Source organism: Coprococcus hominis (ex Arizal et al. 2022) (assembly GCF_040094675.1).
In the GTDB taxonomy this organism is placed as follows: domain Bacteria; phylum Bacillota; class Clostridia; order Lachnospirales; family Lachnospiraceae; genus Coprococcus_C; species Coprococcus_C hominis.
The window spans coordinates 17,152-33,477 of sequence record NZ_JBBNHG010000036.1 but is presented as its reverse complement, the minus strand read 5'-3'; the positions used below and the strand labels follow the sequence as shown (position 1 = coordinate 33,477).

15 protein-coding genes and 1 riboswitch are annotated in these 16,326 nt (G+C 46.8%); of the genes, 1 reads left to right on the top strand and 14 read right to left on the bottom strand.

Annotation, left to right across the window (positions count from 1 at the left end; genetic code table 11):
* Nucleotide 1: 1 nt before the first annotated feature.
* The 11 genes from AAAT93_RS10740 to AAAT93_RS10690 all read right to left on the bottom strand — a co-directional run bounded on the left by AAAT93_RS10740 (nucleotide 2) and on the right by AAAT93_RS10690 (nucleotide 13,439).
* Nucleotides 2–937: an ornithine carbamoyltransferase gene (locus tag AAAT93_RS10740; protein ID WP_118545768.1), complete on the bottom strand. Its 936-nt coding sequence runs from the start codon at nucleotides 935–937 to the stop codon at nucleotides 2–4.
* Nucleotides 938–956: 19 nt separating this feature from the next.
* Nucleotides 957–2,144, bottom strand: coding sequence for a methionine adenosyltransferase (metK, locus tag AAAT93_RS10735; protein WP_117780862.1), 1,188 nt, complete (start codon nucleotides 2,142–2,144; stop codon nucleotides 957–959).
* 113 nt (nucleotides 2,145–2,257) lie between these two features.
* Nucleotides 2,258–2,366, bottom strand: a riboswitch (SAM riboswitch).
* Between the two features lie 87 nt (nucleotides 2,367–2,453).
* Nucleotides 2,454–2,990, bottom strand: a complete 537-nt coding sequence (locus AAAT93_RS10730; protein ID WP_021984886.1) for a VanZ family protein — start codon at nucleotides 2,988–2,990, stop codon at nucleotides 2,454–2,456.
* Complete coding sequence (locus tag AAAT93_RS10725; RefSeq protein WP_117780863.1) at nucleotides 2,968–3,384, bottom strand: HIT family protein; 417 nt, start codon at nucleotides 3,382–3,384, stop codon at nucleotides 2,968–2,970. The genes AAAT93_RS10730 and AAAT93_RS10725 overlap by 23 nt, the downstream gene beginning before the upstream one ends.
* 72 nt (nucleotides 3,385–3,456) lie before the next feature.
* Nucleotides 3,457–3,936 carry a flagellar protein FliS gene (locus AAAT93_RS10720; protein WP_021984888.1) on the bottom strand — a complete coding sequence of 160 codons (480 nt, stop codon included), beginning with the start codon at nucleotides 3,934–3,936 and terminating at the stop codon, nucleotides 3,457–3,459.
* Nucleotides 3,937–3,992: 56 nt separating this feature from the next.
* Nucleotides 3,993–5,423, bottom strand: coding sequence for a flagellin (locus AAAT93_RS10715; RefSeq protein ID WP_227573251.1), 1,431 nt, complete (start codon nucleotides 5,421–5,423; stop codon nucleotides 3,993–3,995).
* A gap of 109 nt (nucleotides 5,424–5,532) precedes the next feature.
* Complete coding sequence (locus AAAT93_RS10710; protein ID WP_227573252.1) at nucleotides 5,533–8,814, bottom strand: DUF6240 domain-containing protein; 3,282 nt, start codon at nucleotides 8,812–8,814, stop codon at nucleotides 5,533–5,535.
* 39 nt (nucleotides 8,815–8,853) lie between these two features.
* Entirely contained in the window at nucleotides 8,854–8,991 is a 138-nt protein-coding gene (locus AAAT93_RS10705; protein WP_227573253.1) for a hypothetical protein, read from the bottom strand.
* Between the two features lie 165 nt (nucleotides 8,992–9,156).
* Nucleotides 9,157–11,778 carry a hypothetical protein gene (locus AAAT93_RS10700; RefSeq protein ID WP_118374229.1) on the bottom strand — a complete coding sequence of 874 codons (2,622 nt, stop codon included), beginning with the start codon at nucleotides 11,776–11,778 and terminating at the stop codon, nucleotides 9,157–9,159.
* 27 nt (nucleotides 11,779–11,805) lie between these two features.
* Nucleotides 11,806–12,807, bottom strand: coding sequence for an aldose 1-epimerase (locus AAAT93_RS10695; protein WP_021984892.1), 1,002 nt, complete (start codon nucleotides 12,805–12,807; stop codon nucleotides 11,806–11,808).
* A 290-nt stretch (nucleotides 12,808–13,097) separates the two neighbouring features.
* Nucleotides 13,098–13,439 (bottom strand): Ig-like domain-containing protein, encoded by a 342-nt coding sequence (locus AAAT93_RS10690; RefSeq protein WP_021984893.1) that lies wholly within the window; start codon nucleotides 13,437–13,439, stop codon nucleotides 13,098–13,100.
* 292 nt (nucleotides 13,440–13,731) lie between these two features.
* Here AAAT93_RS10690 and AAAT93_RS10685 point away from each other — a divergent pair, with 292 nt between their 5' ends.
* The gene (locus tag AAAT93_RS10685; RefSeq protein ID WP_181985530.1) at nucleotides 13,732–14,490 is read left to right on the top strand and encodes a M23 family metallopeptidase; all 759 of its coding nucleotides are present in this window, start codon (nucleotides 13,732–13,734) and stop codon (nucleotides 14,488–14,490) included.
* Nucleotides 14,491–14,519: 29 nt separating this feature from the next.
* Here the strand turns inward: AAAT93_RS10685 and AAAT93_RS10680 are convergent, their stop codons facing one another.
* The 3 genes from AAAT93_RS10680 to AAAT93_RS10670 all read right to left on the bottom strand — a co-directional run bounded on the left by AAAT93_RS10680 (nucleotide 14,520) and on the right by AAAT93_RS10670 (nucleotide 16,296).
* Complete coding sequence (locus tag AAAT93_RS10680; protein WP_118734611.1) at nucleotides 14,520–15,092, bottom strand: VanZ family protein; 573 nt, start codon at nucleotides 15,090–15,092, stop codon at nucleotides 14,520–14,522.
* A gap of 374 nt (nucleotides 15,093–15,466) precedes the next feature.
* Nucleotides 15,467–15,898 (bottom strand): protein-export chaperone SecB, encoded by a 432-nt coding sequence (locus AAAT93_RS10675; RefSeq protein ID WP_021984896.1) that lies wholly within the window; start codon nucleotides 15,896–15,898, stop codon nucleotides 15,467–15,469.
* Nucleotides 15,898–16,296, bottom strand: coding sequence for a helix-turn-helix domain-containing protein (locus AAAT93_RS10670; RefSeq protein WP_021984897.1), 399 nt, complete (start codon nucleotides 16,294–16,296; stop codon nucleotides 15,898–15,900). The genes AAAT93_RS10675 and AAAT93_RS10670 overlap by 1 nt, the downstream gene beginning before the upstream one ends.
* Between the last annotated feature and the right edge of the window lie 30 nt (nucleotides 16,297–16,326).

Genomic DNA, 16,326 nt, shown 5'->3' with positions numbered 1-16,326 from the left:
CTTAAATTCCTTTTATCAATGTATACATGACAGCTTTTTCTGCGTGTCTTCTGTTTTCTGCCTGATCGAGAATATGATCAAGGTTCTTCATCTCCACTTCCTTCGAAATCTCGAAGCCTACATGCATTGGCATGTCGTGGAAGACAAGTGCATGACTGCCCTCTAAGAACTCATCGTTCAACTGATATGGCATCATCTTATCCATGAGTTCTTTCTTCTTATCCTGATATGCAGGATCGTTGAAGAACTCCATGTCAAGCCATGTATCGGTGTAGCAGATATCCATATCCTTGACATATTTCTTCACTTCGTCCATCGGCATGTTCGGATCAAGCTCTACATAGTAACCAGTCTTCTTTGCTTCCTCATAGAAGTCTGGACCGCAGGCAGTATCATTTACAAGCGGGGTAAGTCCGTACAAAGTTCCCTGCTTCATCTTGGAGAAGAATTCTACCAGTGAATTGAATACGTTGTTCTTTGCACCGATATATAAGAACTTGACATTCAGACTACCAAACTTCTCGATGATCGTCAGTGCATCTGCCAGAATCTGGCAAGGATGGTACGAGTTATCGCAGCCATTGATAAATGGTACCGTTACATTGTCACCGAACAGCTCAACGGTCTCATTTTTCACGAGACGTGCCATGATGATGTCCACATTGCGGCATACATATTTGATCTCAGAAACCGGCTCGCCAAGAACAAAGTTGCTGTCCTTCCAGAGCTGGTTGTAGTAGGTTCCGCCAAGCTCTGTCATTCCTGTCGTGAAAGAAAGGAATGTACGGGTACTTGTCTTCTCAAACAACGTATAGAGCTTCTTGCCCTCCAATGCGTGGCTGTACTTCTCCGGGTTCTTCTTCATATCCAGTGCAAGATCAAGAATCTTCTGCAGCTCTTCCGCAGAGAAATTCTTGAAGTTCAACATATTCTTCATGATATCTTCCTCCTGTTTTCTACAAATATTTCTTTAAGTCGTCTACCTTGTCGGTCTTCTCCCACGGAAGGTCGATATCGGTTCTTCCGAAATGTCCATAAGCGGCTGTCTGCTTGTAGATTGGTCTGCGCAGATCAAGCATCTTGATGATACCAGCCGGACGCAGGTCGAAGTTCTCACGGATGATCTCTACGAGCTTATCATCTGCAAGCTTACCTGTGCCAAATGTATCTACCATGATGGAAGTTGGTCTTGCAACACCGATCGCATAAGAAAGCTGGATCTCACACTTCTCAGCCAGTCCGGCTGCCACGATATTCTTTGCTACATAACGTGCGGCATACGCTGCGGAACGGTCTACCTTTGTGCAGTCCTTTCCAGAGAATGCTCCGCCGCCGTGACGTGCATATCCACCGTAAGTGTCTACGATAATCTTACGTCCGGTTACACCAGAGTCACCGTTTGGTCCACCGATAACAAAACGTCCGGTTGGGTTGATGAAGAACTTCGTCTCATCGTCGATCATATCCTGTGGAAGGACTGGATCAAATACATATTTCTTGATATCCGCATGGATCTGCTCCTGCGATACATTCTCGTCATGCTGGGTAGAAAGTACAACTGCCTCTAATCTGCAAGGCTTTCCGTTCTCGTCATACTCTACCGATACCTGTGTCTTACCATCTGGTCTTAAATAAGGAAGTGTGCCGTTCTTACGAACTTCTGTCAGCTTTCTTGCAAGCTTGTGTGCCAATGAGATTGGATATGGCATAAGCTCTGGTGTCTCGTTTGTTGCATAGCCGAACATCATACCCTGATCGCCAGCGCCGATTGCCTCAATCTCCTCATCGGACATATGATTTTCCTTTGCTTCGAGTGCCTTGTCAACACCCATTGCGATATCGGTTGACTGCTTGTCAAGTGCAACGATCACACCACAGGTATCACAGTCAAATCCGTACTTTGCACGGTCATAACCGATCTCACGAATTGTCTCACGTACGATTGTCTGAATATCGATCTGTGCCTTTGTTGTGATCTCACCCATAACAAGTACCAGTCCGGTTGTTACGGCTGTCTCACAGGCAACACGGCTCATAGGATCCTGCGCTAAAAGCGCATCTAATACGGCATCACTGATCTGGTCACAGATTTTGTCAGGATGGCCTTCGGTTACTGATTCTGAAGTAAATAATAACTTCTCCATTTGTTCCTCCTTTGGAATGCATTTGTCTATGGTTCTTTGTCTCTTTTTCAGCGGCAATTCATAAAAAATAAATCCGGCTGCAAGCAACCGGATTTGAAAGTCGTTATCAAATCTTCTTATTGCTCGACAACTTAATCTAAGTATCGCTCAGGTCGGCACCTTCCGTCTCCGGGGTTGCCGTGGCTTCTTCGTCCCTTATGACTCCACCACTCTGAATAAGAGAGACATGTTTAACATATATCATATATTTCTAATTGTCAATGGTTTTATTTGCTAATCTCGTTGTATTTGCGCATATTCTGGCGATTTTCATTCCTGTGTGCCATGCTTTTTACGGATAAATCGAATCAGCGCCGCAACAAGCATCAGAATCAGCACGCCTACTGCTGCGCCACAGCTATCGAGTAGCACGTCCTTTACCTGTCCGCTCCGTCCAGGAACAAACAACTGATGAAACTCATCCGTCGCCGCATACACCGTCGCAGTTCCCCACGCGAATAACGCAGACACCTTTCGTTTTCTTCGGACATCCAGCCATACACCACAGAGCAGCATTGCAAAGACGGCATATTCCGTCGCATGTGCCAATTTTCGGATCGGATGATCGACCTTCGCTGCAAACGCAAGCTGTGCTTCCTCCGACCAGTTCTTAAAATCCGGATGTACAATGCGTCCAAACTCCATACCGACCGTATAACTGTCCTCCGTCGATTCCTCGCCATTTCTGGCAGAGAAACAGAAGATCATAATCGCGAACAGTACCGACAATACAAGAAACACAATCTGCCGTTTCGACAGCCTCCCCGACTGCGTCTGTTTATCCTTAGATATGCTTCTTGATTGCATCTGCCAGTGCCTTCAAGGATTCTGATTCTGTCTCGCCCTGCTTCCATGTCACCTGTACGTCATCCCCTGCGTGACGTGGAATCACATGCATATGGAAATGATGCACGGTCTGACCGGCTACTTCGCCATTGTTCTGCACGATATTCAGGCCCTCGCAGCCAGTCTCTTCCTGTACCGCTTTCGCAACGTGGGTTGCAAGCGAAAATACCTTGCCTGCAGTCTCCTCATCAAGCTGGTAGATATTATCGTAGTGCTCCTTCGTCAGAATCAGCGCATGTCCCTGATTGGCTGGTGCCAGATCCAGAATTACACGGCACTCTGGTGTCTCATATACCGTTGCAGATGGAATCTCTCCATTTGCGATCTTGCAGAAAATACAATCATCTTTTTTCATCTTTACTTACTCCTTTTTATTTTAACTACTTATACTTTACCATTTCTGATAAAGCATGGCATCGTTTTGCTCTTAGACCTGGTATCCACGTTTTTCGTAGTTTACACCCTGTATACTCTCGTTCAGGGTTCCTTTCCCATAGGTAAGTCCAGCGTACACCTGATGTACATTCTGCATCACAGCGCCCTCGTTGTCAAGTTCGTGTAAATGTACAAATCCGACACGTAAGTCATCGACCATCTGCACACATCGATCCAGTTCATCCGGCTGTCTGCGTACTTCCGAGCGCACAAGCTTCCCATAGATAAATCGCAAAATGGCAATCACATTTCTTCCAAGCGGATCTTCCTTCGAGAAACATTCAATCAGCTCCTGCATCGCACGCCGCGCCTGCCCAATCGTTTGCAGGTATGTGGTCATATTCTCCGCTTCGTACGCTGCCATCGCATCCATGCCGTATGTATGAAATATATCACATAGCACCAGAATCAGACCGCTGTGGTTCTCCTGACTGATGCGTCGTGTAAATTCCTGTTTTTGTTCCTGTGTCATGGTGGTTTCCTCATATTCCTGTCTTATACATATTATCCCAATCCGGTCTGCGCCGCCTACTGCAGCAGCTGTAACAGCGATTCCGGTCTGTCGTTCGCCTTCTGCATCATGGAGATTGCCGCCTGCGACAAAACCTCCTGCTGCGTATATTCTGTCATCTCCTCAGCCATATCCGTATCCATGATCCGCGAATAAGCCTCCGTGATACTCTCACTTTGCACTTCGAGATTCGAATGCACATCATCCAGCCGGTTCTCATACGCACCCAGCTTCGAACGTGCAGCCGAAACTTTCTTCACTGCCTCATCAATGATATCAACTGCCTGACTTGCATATTCATGTGTGTACATGATCAACTCATCCACGCCAAGTGATTTTGCATTCAGCTCTGGAATGTCGATGGCTAACTGCTCACCCTCGTTGGAACCTGTCTGTATTACCATCGTTCCAGCCGACAGCACTTCGATCTCTGCTGTTACAGCTCCACCATTTTCGGCAACAGCGCCCGGATCTGCTTCAATCGTCATAGAGAAGCCGCTTCGGTCTGTGACTTCAATCTTATTTCCATTTGCCTTCAAAGTTGCAGTCGTAGAAAATCCATCTTCTGTGATGTTCAAAGCTGCCTGACAATCCTTGCCCTGCATCATCGTGCCATCTGTCACTCCAAACACCGCTGCCAGCTCCGGATTTCCCACAGAGATGCTGATTTTCTCACTGCTGCCATATCCCTTTGTGCGGAACACCACCGGTGCTCCACTGTCAAAGCTCTCCTCTGTCGTTCCGTCATTCGACGCAAAGACATCAATATTGATCTTGGCAAGGCTGGTCTGGATCTTTCCATATACATCCTCCATCGTCATGCCTTCCTCGATCTCGATTGCAAATCCATTTACCTTCAAAGTTCCTGCCTGCTCTTTTGTGATCACGGCTGTAGAATAGGTAAATCCTGTCGTCATAGATGCCTGCTCTGCATCGGCTGTGACATTGATCGAATAAACACCCGTGCTTACCTCTGATGAAATGTATGTTGCTTTCACACCATTGACGCTGGACAGAGAACGTCTCGTCAGATCCCCATTCAGCAGTGTCTGTCCGTTAAATGCGGTCGTATCGGAAATCTGTGTCAGCTCAGCCGCCAGGGAATCAATCTCCTCCTGAATCGCATCACGATCGACCTCATCATTGACATCGTTTGCCGCCTGCACAGCCAGTTCCCGCATACGTCCTAAAATGCTGTGCATCTCCTCCATGCCGCCCTCTGCGGACTGGATCACAGAGATACCATCGTTAGAATTCAAAGCCGCGCGGTCAAGTCCCCGGATCTGTGCACTCATCTTCTTTGAAATCGCAAGTCCTGCCGCATCATCTGCCGGGCTTGTAATCTTATAACCAGAAGAAAGTCTGGACATCGACTTTGCAACTTTATTATTTATTTTACCGAAATTAGTCGTGGCATTCATCGCCAGCGCATTATAATTAATTCTCATGGTCTGCCTCCTTAAACTCGTTCGTTATGCTTCAGCTATCCAAATGTCTGCTTCTTATCCGGCATCATGTCCGCGGCACATTATACGTCCGCATCCCGGTTTTACTATGTTATATATCGGTAAGTTTCGCCATAGCCTTAACGAAGAATATTGCCGCCCGACACAGTTTTTGTGTGTCCGCTCCCCCGTTCGTTCCACGCGCCGCTGTACGGCTTTCTCCAAGCGCAACTGCCGCATCCGCATATTCACTTCCGGCAAGCAGTTCCCGGAACGCATCCGTCTGTCCAGCAAGCCATGTATTCGCCTCCGAGGAACCGCCAAGAATCTCACCCGTGCATGTTCCCGCTTCGTCCATCCGGATCTGCGCCTGCAGCATACCATGCACCCCTGCCGCCATCCGGATCGTGATGCCGCGGGCTTCTACTCCGCCCGTCTGCATCGTCAGATTCACTACCTTCATACCTGACTCTGTCTCAACCGGGAGCTGATACTGCCTTCTGCCCGCCATGGCTCCCAATATTCGGAATCCTGCCTGCACGACCTTCATGCCCTGCAGCTGATCTGATGTTATATTTCCTTCTTCTGCCTGATCATACATCTGCTCTACCATCTGTTGCCGGATATCCGCATACATCTGCGCCAGATCTGCGTCTGCTTCGATCTGTTTCAGCAGCATCTCCGATTCAAACGGCAACGCAATCTCCTCTCCTGTGAGGGACTTCGCCATAGCATCCGTCTCTGCGTCAACTGCATCCTCCTTCGTATGGTCCTGCCATCCAATCTGCTTCCATACCTGTGATGCAAATGTATAGAAATTCATGGACGCCTGATAATTGACAGCTTCTGCTTCCGGTCCTACCGACATTCCCTGCAGTATATAATCCGCCGCTTCCAGATTTTGTGCGCTCTCTTCAATATCATTTGCCTGCAGAAGCTGTTCTGCCTGTGCAAGCATCGGAGAATCAGAGATTTTCTCCCATGGGTTTTTATATTCTTCCTGCGCAGCCATCGGTTCATTTCGGCTCATATATTCATCTTTCTCTCCCATGCGGAGCTGTCCGGTCCAGTTACCATCCGCACCAACCCGTCCCGCATATGCACGCGCGATCTGATCATCCATCTTCTCCCCACGTGTCTGCAGATCCGCAAGCATACCGAACGAATCATCGACCACAGCCTCCATCCCGGCGGCCTTCCGGCTTCGCATCGCAGTAATCAGATTACGCACGGTAAGCCGGCTGTTGTTCGCGAACAGATACCCGGCTTCCCGGTCGCCGGATTTCTCTAACTGCTTAAATACCCGGTACAACCCGATATATCCTGCGCGTTCCTCGCTGCTGATCTGTCCACGCTTCTCTACATCACGCAGATACGTTGCAAAATCGTCTGTCTCCTTCACACCTGCTTTGTAATTTTTGTCCCGCAGTGTCTGATTGAGTTCATCGACTGTCATATCAAGCGGGTTGATACCATCCCGGATCATAGACAGCACCGCATTCGGATGGCATGCGGCAAGCATATCATTGACCGCTCTGTCATACTCTATGATCTGTGCGATATTTTCCTCCGTGATTTCCATGCGGTTATACCCGAGAATCTGTACCGCTCGTGTATGTTCCTCATCCACCGGCAGCTCCATATCTGTCAGTATATCTTCGATATTTGAAAATGCTTTGCGGATACTATCTCCCATATCCGCACGCGGGGCTGTACCAAGTGCCTCATATCCGCGCTCCATCGCTGCGAAATCAACGGAACGCCGGATCGTCTGTGTCGATATATCTGCCACCCCATCCGACACATTGTTATCGGACATCCGGCGTTGCATATCACCCGCCTGTCCACCGATCTGGTGTTCTTCCTGTACAAGCTTCGCAAATCCATGTACCGTCACCGACTGCAGCGCGTCCGTACCCGCCAACACGCCAAGCCTTGTTGCCGGTGCCGTGCCAATCGTCTGCAGATCTGCCTGCATCTGCTGATAGATTGCCTTGTTTTCTTCGGTTGGCGCAACACCCTGCTTCGCAAACATCTCCTGCGTAAGCTGTGCCTCTGCATTTCGCAGCTTCGCCACCACCTGCGCCAGTTCACGAGTATCAATATTGATATCCACGGAGAGCATCCGTACCGCAACACTCTGTGTCATGGAGAGCCGGATCTCCTCTAACTGCCGCAGTGCCGTTACCTCCCGCAGCGTCTGATTCTGTATGTCGGAACCTGCGCTCCGGCCATCCTGTAACTGTGTACCCTTATCCGCGGTTTCGTCGTATGCTCCCACCGGCTGTCCACCGGTCTGTCCATCCCGTACCCCATCATAATGCGCCGCCACCAGCGCAGCGATTGTAAGCGGCCGCTCTGTACGTACTGCCTGTGCCACATCCTCTGCTGTAATCGAAGCTGCATCCTGTCTGAGCTTTGCCGCTCTCGTCTCAAGCTCCTGTGTCTGCCGCTTCTCTGCCTGCTGTGCCGTCGGCAGTTCACCGATATCCTTCCCGATCTGCGCCTGCATCTGCATATAAGCCCGCACGGAATCCGTCGTGACCGGAATATCATTTGCCAGAAGCAGATTTGCCCCGGCCATACTTGTTTCATCCACGACAAATCCAGCCTGCATGATCACATGTGCGAGCTGCGCCTGCAAGCCGGAATCTGCATTTCCATCTTCACCCGAAGCATACACCGATTGTCCAGCGCTCTGCTGCGGCCTGGATATTGTCTGTTGTGCAACCTGTTTCGCCGCATATGCGGTGTCTCCTCCCAATTCATCCACCGCGGCAATCTCTCTTTGTCCACTGTAATGCGCCTTGTAGAGTGTCTCCTGCGTGAGTGGCTGCCGATTCTTCAACAGGTACAGAATGTCCTTGTTCCCCACCTGCAGCTTCACATCTGTCCCGGCTATCTGCGCCCCGCTACTTGTAAAAACCAGATTCGAGGCGTCTCCCTCCTCGATCTGCGCCTGCGCGAGCACATTTACAAGCGCGTCCTTACGCGCATCTGCACGCATGGAAGTAACCAGCCCTTCTATGTCCGAAAGCGATGCCGAAGCGACATCCACGCCCATCATACGAAGCTTCTTTATCTCCTCGGAAGTAAGGGAACGCGCAATCTCCCGTGCATCTGCACGCGCCTGTTCTTCGTCGCTTGTCTCTTCCTGCTGTTCCTGCTTCGCCTTCTCCTGCATGTCCTTGCGGTACTCATTGAAATTATCCATGACCGTCTGCGCATTCGTGTCGACCGAAGAATTCCTGTCGTACTGCACCTGCCCGACCTTCTCGAAGGCATCGAGCTGATCGACCGAAGCAGTCTTCATCTTTGTTCCACTGTAAGCATTTGCACTGTCACTATACGCTTTGATGGCATCCTGTGAATTTTTGATATTGATATTCTGCATAAAATGCTCCTTGCATCATTAATTTGTATGATATTATTCCTATCTTGCATCGTTCCGATCCTGCGTTCCGGTTGCCCGAACTGGTTCTCTGTCTTTTATATCGGCACAGTCCGCCCAATCATTAAGAAGCTGCATGGTGTCTGAAGCACAATGTCCAAGACGCAATGCCTGAAGCACAATGTCTGAAACGCAATGTCCAAGACGCAATGCTTGGTGTTTGCATGAAGATTAAATGCAAAAAGCATGGACGGCTCATTATGAACCAACCATGCTTTTTCATTACTATCTCATGCGCATCTGTCACTGCTTACCGGTACAAGCACATGTATAATATTTCATCATTTAATTGAAAAATGGTGTCCCGGGTGCTACCGTCCCATCATAGATCAGACCGGTTTCCGGCAACTTCCCTGCGTTACTATCAACCCGCATATTTGCGACCTGTTCTTTGGATAGTTTCATGTCAGCCGGAAGCTTATCATATGAATCTGAATACCACCAGTTTCTTCCGTAATACGACTTCACTGCATACCAGCCACCTCGTTGCGCATCATATTCATACAGGACATCCTGTGTGACGGTTTTGCCGGATGCATTTGTAAATGTTTTATTCCGGACAAGAATATCCGAAGTCGGATGCTGTGCATAAGTTGCCTTCAGGTCAATACAGTTATTCTTATTGACATATCTTCCGTCCACCCATACATCCTCCATATGGTGGACGCCGTTTCCAACACCTGTATATGCACTCACATACGTATATGCCGTTCCATATCCCCAGCCCTCAGCAGCAACCTTCAGCCAATTGCCTGCGCCAATCTTTTTCTCAAATTCATCTCCGGACAACTGATTCCGATATGTCTGTAACTCATCGGTCGATTGTTTCTCATATTGATGAATTTTCCTTTCCAGTTTATCGAGGGACGAAGAAAATGCGTAATCATTCGCTCCACCGTCAAAGGTAAATAAACTTTCAATATATTTGGACATAACCGGATCCGTATTTCCGTTTCCGGCACCACCATATGATTTCGTTGTTCCGTTCCATGTTACATCGACCAGATAATGCGCCGAGCCTGACGAAACCGTACAATCCGGCTGCAACGCTTTCGCTACATTCGCCATAACGCCCGGAACTCCTACGGATGACAACACCATCGGATGAAGGTATTCCAGGAACATCATCTCATCCGCCGACTGCCACATCGAATAGTGTTCATTCAAAGACAATTCCGGGTATGGAGATGTTGCCAGCAGCGGATACGGGCGATTCGGATCCGGCTTCGATGTGTCAACGATGTTTTTCGGATAGACAGAAAGCCGCCCCAACGCTGAGTTCACACTTTGCAGATTGTCGAACAAGCCTTTTGATTTATCCGTGTAATTGTTAATCAGATAATCGGTCAGACTCTCCACCGATTTGCAGGAAACCTGAACCGGTGTATCCGTATAAACCGGCATTGTTGAATACGACACATTTCCCGAATAAGTGACTTTATAGGCACGATCAGCCTGCTGCAATGTATATGCTCCGCCATCGGAACCCGATTCAGACATCTCGAATATATATCCGCCCTTCACACGTCCGGTTTCTTTATTCTCGTATTTGACATCGAAAAATCTCCGGGTCGTCGGGATAAGATAAGCTCCTTTTCCGGCCTTATACTTACTGTTTTTATCCTCAAAACGAACATAGGAAACATCCGGATTATTCGTCTTCACATAGAAATACTCATTGAAAGGCTCCAGCAGAGGAACGATTTCATATGAATATCTGGTAACATCGTTCTTGTTTGCTCCGGTTGAGCCCGTTGAACCCGATGTTCCGTTTGAACCGGTGCTTCCGTTTGATACCGGATTTTCCGGCAAAGCAATTTCAGGCCGGTTCACAAAACCCGTTCCAACTGTAGATACGATACCTGCAACATTTCCCGGAGCCGCCCCGTTCTTTTGAACAAGAACGATCTGGATTGCCTCTAACCTTTTTGCATATCCGGCCGTTCCAGCAGCTGCTCCATTTCTTGTCCATCCAAGCCAGCCATACGACTGTGCATGTACGCGGTAATAAACATCATAGTGATTGGCAAGTTCTCCAGTAAGGTAAATCTGGATTGCCTCCAGCCGTTTTGCCTGCCCGCTTGTTCCGGACATCTCGCCATTCATTCTCCAGCGGGACTCCCAGCCATAGCTTTGTACATGTGTGCGATACACAATATTTCCCGTATATTGTTGATTGGTAAGTTTTATCTCTATACCTTCCAGGCGTTTTGCACGTCCGCTTGTACCTGCCATCACTCCGTTGTTCTTCCATCCCTGCCAGCCATAGCTTTGTACATGCGTACGATATGTAATGTTGGTCGTCTCCCGACCTCCGACATTCACATCAGAGGCGCCATTGAGCGATACGTAGTTTCTCCCATACCTGCTTACGATACCATTGACATTATTCTGAACCGTTGTTCCCCTTGCGACAACAACAATCTGAATTGCCTCCAACCGCTTAGCAAGCCCTGCTGTTCCGGCTGCCTGTCCATTTTTTGCCCAGGCAAGCCAGCCATATGACTGTGCATGCACACGATAATAAATATCGTAATTCTGTGCATTTGCACCGGTTAACTCAATTTTAATCGCTTCCAGACGCTTTGCTTCGCCCTGTGTTCCGCTCATCTCACCATTCGAAACCCACGGGAGCCAGCCATATGTCTGGCAATGTGTTGTATAACGGACCCCCAGATTATCTCCGGAGACTGTGATCCGGATTCCTTCCAGCCGTTTTGCTTTTCCGCTTGTTCCGGAGGCTTCTCCATCACGCTTCCATGCAGATTCCCAACCAAATGTCTGAACGTGTGATTTGTATTGTACCGAAACCCCTGCGGCTTCCACATTTTGAACCGGGACATATGCAAATACAGACAGCACCATCACGATTGAAAGCACAAGTGCCCATACTCTTCTCTTATTCATAAATAACCCTCCCTTGTCACCACACGCTTACGCGGTATAGATCTTCTCCGTCACCGTATGAGATTCACCCGGTGCAAGCTCCTTGTAACCAGATTCCTCTGCTGGGATTGGCTGGTTTGGTGCATCGATGATCCATGTGCAAGGCTCTGGACAGAAGTATCCTTTGTCTCCATGATCGTTCCATACAACCCAGAATTTGAAGTCCTTACATACTTCATAGCAGATACGCTTGCCTGTTGCAGCATCCGTTGCCACTGCGCCATAGAATGGCTTGCCATCCAGACTTCCTTCCTCTGCAAAGAATACGTCATTGTCAATATCATGCAGCACTGGAACCTGTGAACCAGTCAGATACTGTCTGTCGTGATTTGTCTGTACGAGCATGTCACCTGTCGGAATGCAGGACTTTGAAAGCTCCCACTTCTCGCCAACCGGGATATACAGACGCATATCCAGACCATTTCCATCCTTTGTGAAAGGTCCGTTAATCGTTGTATGGTTGCACATACCATATGGCATCTGCTTGTCAGATGTATTTGTCATTGTAAATGCATACTCCAGACCGTCATCGGACAAAGTAAATGTGAACTCTGCCTTGAAGCTGACTGGGTATGTCTCGAAAAATTCATCGTTCTTGTCATATATGTACTCTGTCTTTGCGATTGCCTTCTTGCCGTCCACGGCTGCACTCACAAGTGTATGCTCACGCTTATGCAGGAAACCATGAATATGGTTGCCAAGCGGATCATTCAATGGAAAATGATAGGTTGCATCGCTTACCTTCAGCACGCCATTTGCAAGGCGGTTTGGAAGATACAGGGTCGGAAGTCCATACACCTCCGGGCTCTTCTTCAGATCCTCAACAGAAAGGGATTCGTCATAACGGAAAATCTCAATGTCATTTTCAACATCCTGCATACGGATGACATTACTGCCTAAAAAAGGTGCCACGATTGCTTTGTACTTTCCTGCTGTCAGTGCAACTGCCTCTTTCCCTTTATAATCAATAATCTCTGCGGAATAACTCATTGTTTTTTCCTCCTTTTCAAGACTGCACCTTTCGTGCAGTTTCACTCAAAAAATTTCATTTCAAATCACATAAAATAATAGCACATCGACCATACTATGTCTAGGAAAAAAGAACACAAGACATGCTTTTTGCGTATGATATGGATAGGCACGCATGCAACCGATTATTCACAAGTCTTTTCGAGTTTTACCATCCATTTCTCCCCCTTGCTAAGATACCACCCGCGCGGTTGCATTTTTATAAAAAGGGACCGATTTGTTTCGGTCCCTGTAATTTATTATCTGTACTTTTATAATTTGAATTTGATCTGCACTGGCTCCTTCAACGACTGTCCGCCTCTCGACTTCACATTTTTTGTGATCGTCAGGAAATAGTATTCGTTCGTCGAATACGGCTCCAGCGGTTCCACCTCGATAATCTCATTTTTCGTATCATAACGGATATAGGATCGCAGCTTCTGGTTCTGCGAATTCGTCACATACATCGTATCCTTGTTCACCGTATGCGGGTCCAGCGGAATATTGAACCGCACGCGCCACACAAAATTCCCCGTCTTAAAACGCAGATCCTGCTTGACCTTGTTCGCAAGCTGTGGTGGAATATCTTCTATATCAATCAAATTTTTTGCCATTTGCAACTCCCTCTGTCGTAATCCAATGCCGCATTTCCAGCATCCATCTTCTGTACTCACTCATGTTTTAGTTTATCACAAAGCGCATGCGCGAACAAGAATTTTGCCGCTGTCTGTCAGAATTTTGTACACGCATTTTCTTTACATCACAGATTTGTAACACTACAATAAAATTGTTACGAATTTGTTATCGTACATTTCAATATATCGTCACATTTTCCATATATTTGAATAGCGTATGCCATATATGGGAACACTGACTGCAAGTACATATTCCGTAGGAGAGCAAATCATGAAACATAAATTTCAGTTTTCCTACAAAAGACAAAAATTACTGACATTTACTTTGGTGGGAAGCAGTCTGCTCGTCTGTCTGATGAGTCAGGCACGCGAATTTCCATCGATCAAATTACCGCAAAAAGAATACAGACTAACCGGAACATCCCTGCAAAGTGTAAAGGAAATCGTTCCTTATTATGATTCCTGCAACACCGTCTACGATGATTCCCTCTATCAGGGCGAGATCGTCGTCACACAGGAAGGCACCGCTGGCAAGCAGGAAACAACTGCTTTGATCACCTATTTAAATGGACACGCTGTGTCCGAGGAGATCATCGATTCCCGCGTCATCACGCCCGCGATTGCCCGCGAGGTACATGTCGGAACAAAGGAGCGACCGGACTTTCTGATTCCGGTCGATGATTACGTCATCACTTCTTACGTCGGTCCGCGCTGGGGCAGAACGCACAACGGAATCGACCTCGCGGTCAATGTCGGCACGCCTGTCAAGAGCAGCACCGCCGGAACCGTCATACAATCCGGTTGGAACGGCGGCTACGGCATCAGTGTCTATGTGGACTGCGGCGATGGCATGGTCATCCGTTACGGACATCTGTCTGAAACTTCTGTCGAAGTCGGACAGACGGTCGCACAAGGCGATCTGCTCGGACTCTCCGGCAACACCGGAAACAGCACCGGACCACATCTGCATTTTGAAATGCGGGTGAATGATGAGGTTGTTGATCCATTGGAATACGTGAAGCTACAATAAAATAGCAGGGGGTACTTGATTGGAATAATTTAATTTTTACATTTGGGTGGGGCGGAAATTTTCATAAGAAGATATGTAACAGGATTTCCAATCATTGCTTGTCCCAACACACACCCAAGTGTATTATCAAAGATATCATCAAATTCAAACAAGCCCCGGCACAGCCAAAGCTGCAAGCCTTCAATACTTGTAGAAATCAGAATTCCAGTAACCAACGCCCGCCAAATACCTCGTTTCCGTCCACTCGCAAGCGGCAGCAATGCACCAATCGGAACAAACAACGCAATATTCAGCAGAATCTCCCAAAACAAGCTATGTGTATATCCCTCTTCAAAGGCATGATACACTACCTTCCACGACCAGAACCATTCATACTCCGCCTGCCTTGTCCCTGGCTGCCGCATAAACACAGTCGAACCAAATACAAGCATCAGATATGTCACAAGCAATAACACTGAAACCGCCTGCACCCAACGAATATGCTTGCGTAGCACTTGTATCAATAAAATGGCTGTTACTCCTATCAAAACCGAGAAAAATACAACCGCTTCAAACGCGGTCCACTCTGGATAATATTTTATAAATATCTGATTGAGATCCATATGTTTCCCCTTTCCTTGTGTAGTATAGCACAAGTTTTTATCCTCAGATATAACCTGTATTTTTTATCAAAATTACAAAAACCTGGCTTGACGATTCTGCATGAAATATAGCAGAAAATGCACGAAAGTGAAAAAATATGCTCTCCAGCGCGTCAATTGTGCCACCCCCCTTGTTTTTTCTTCCACTTATGTTACGATAAATGTGTTCAAAGCAAACACCTTTGGACATCTTGGGGAGAGGATGAGTTGCTGATGTTCGGAAGCAGCTCAGATGTGTGTTTTATATAGAAATACCGTGTGGATTGGGGAATCCACACGGTATTTTGCGTTACTGTTTTAATTTGATGTGTTTTGACCTATAGCTTAGTCAAATATTATTCTGACAAACCTTTATAGTAATCAATTACGTTTACAAACGGAATAACAACTTTTCCGCTGTCAAAAATATTAGATGTTATCGATTCTATTTTTCCTCTTGCAATGCTAATCAGAGCTGCAGCTCCATTTATGATTACAAGCTGTTTAAAATCTTCTTCCTCAGTATTTTTTTCTGATAGGAATGCTCCTTCTAAAGATAGTTCTAATTTAAAATTTCGATCTTCTGCCTGCTCTATCTCTACTTCAAAATCTATAGCCATTTGCGAAAAAAGGCCTTCGTCAATATTTTCAAAACTAGGCTCATTAATATTAAGACCAAAACTTCTTTTTGCCTCTTTTTGAACATTCACTATGTTATTTTCAACAGAAATCTCTTTAATCGTTGTACCAACTAACTTTATTCCTGTTGCAATTCGATTTAACTCCATTATGCAATCGCCCCCTTATCATATACAAGTCGTAAATAACCATTATCCCGTCTTTTCTTTCCTACCTTTTCGCTCTCCCATTCCACAATATTATAATCAGATTTTACACATGGTTTATCCAAACTAACAAATAATTTCAAGTTTGTCTTTTGACAAATTTCATTTAATGTTCTTATCGTGAAATTATATTCCCTACTTTCCCACTTAGAAACCATTGCCTGCGTTACGCCCATATATTCAGCAAACTTTTGTTGTGTCATGCCCATGTCAAGTCTGCATCTTTCAATCTGCGCAGAAATCTTTGCTAACTCAACAATCGTTTTTACTTCAGACTTAGAAATACCTTCTGAAACCCAATTTGACTTCTTTGCATTTGCAATCTTTTCTGCAATTCCCATTTTCATATCCTCCATCTATAATCCTATTAA

Bases quoted from the DNA above. Each gene is read 5' to 3' on its own strand.
- AAAT93_RS10740 (WP_118545768.1), bottom strand. From the start codon at position 937: ATGAAGAATATGTTGAACTTCAAGAATTTCTCTGCGGAAGAGCTGCAG.
- metK (WP_117780862.1), bottom strand. From the start codon at position 2,144: ATGGAGAAGTTATTATTTACTTCAGAATCAGTAACCGAAGGCCATCCT.
- AAAT93_RS10730 (WP_021984886.1), bottom strand. From the start codon at position 2,990: ATGCAATCAAGAAGCATATCTAAGGATAAACAGACGCAGTCGGGGAGG.
- AAAT93_RS10725 (WP_117780863.1), bottom strand. From the start codon at position 3,384: ATGAAAAAAGATGATTGTATTTTCTGCAAGATCGCAAATGGAGAGATT.
- AAAT93_RS10720 (WP_021984888.1), bottom strand. From the start codon at position 3,936: ATGACACAGGAACAAAAACAGGAATTTACACGACGCATCAGTCAGGAG.
- AAAT93_RS10715 (WP_227573251.1), bottom strand. From the start codon at position 5,423: ATGAGAATTAATTATAATGCGCTGGCGATGAATGCCACGACTAATTTC.
- AAAT93_RS10710 (WP_227573252.1), bottom strand. From the start codon at position 8,814: ATGCAGAATATCAATATCAAAAATTCACAGGATGCCATCAAAGCGTAT.
- AAAT93_RS10700 (WP_118374229.1), bottom strand. From the start codon at position 11,778: ATGAATAAGAGAAGAGTATGGGCACTTGTGCTTTCAATCGTGATGGTG.
- AAAT93_RS10695 (WP_021984892.1), bottom strand. From the start codon at position 12,807: ATGAGTTATTCCGCAGAGATTATTGATTATAAAGGGAAAGAGGCAGTT.
- AAAT93_RS10690 (WP_021984893.1), bottom strand. From the start codon at position 13,439: ATGGCAAAAAATTTGATTGATATAGAAGATATTCCACCACAGCTTGCG.
- AAAT93_RS10685 (WP_181985530.1), top strand. From the start codon at position 13,732: ATGAAACATAAATTTCAGTTTTCCTACAAAAGACAAAAATTACTGACA.
- AAAT93_RS10680 (WP_118734611.1), bottom strand. From the start codon at position 15,092: ATGGATCTCAATCAGATATTTATAAAATATTATCCAGAGTGGACCGCG.
- AAAT93_RS10675 (WP_021984896.1), bottom strand. From the start codon at position 15,898: ATGGAGTTAAATCGAATTGCAACAGGAATAAAGTTAGTTGGTACAACG.
- AAAT93_RS10670 (WP_021984897.1), bottom strand. From the start codon at position 16,296: ATGGGAATTGCAGAAAAGATTGCAAATGCAAAGAAGTCAAATTGGGTT.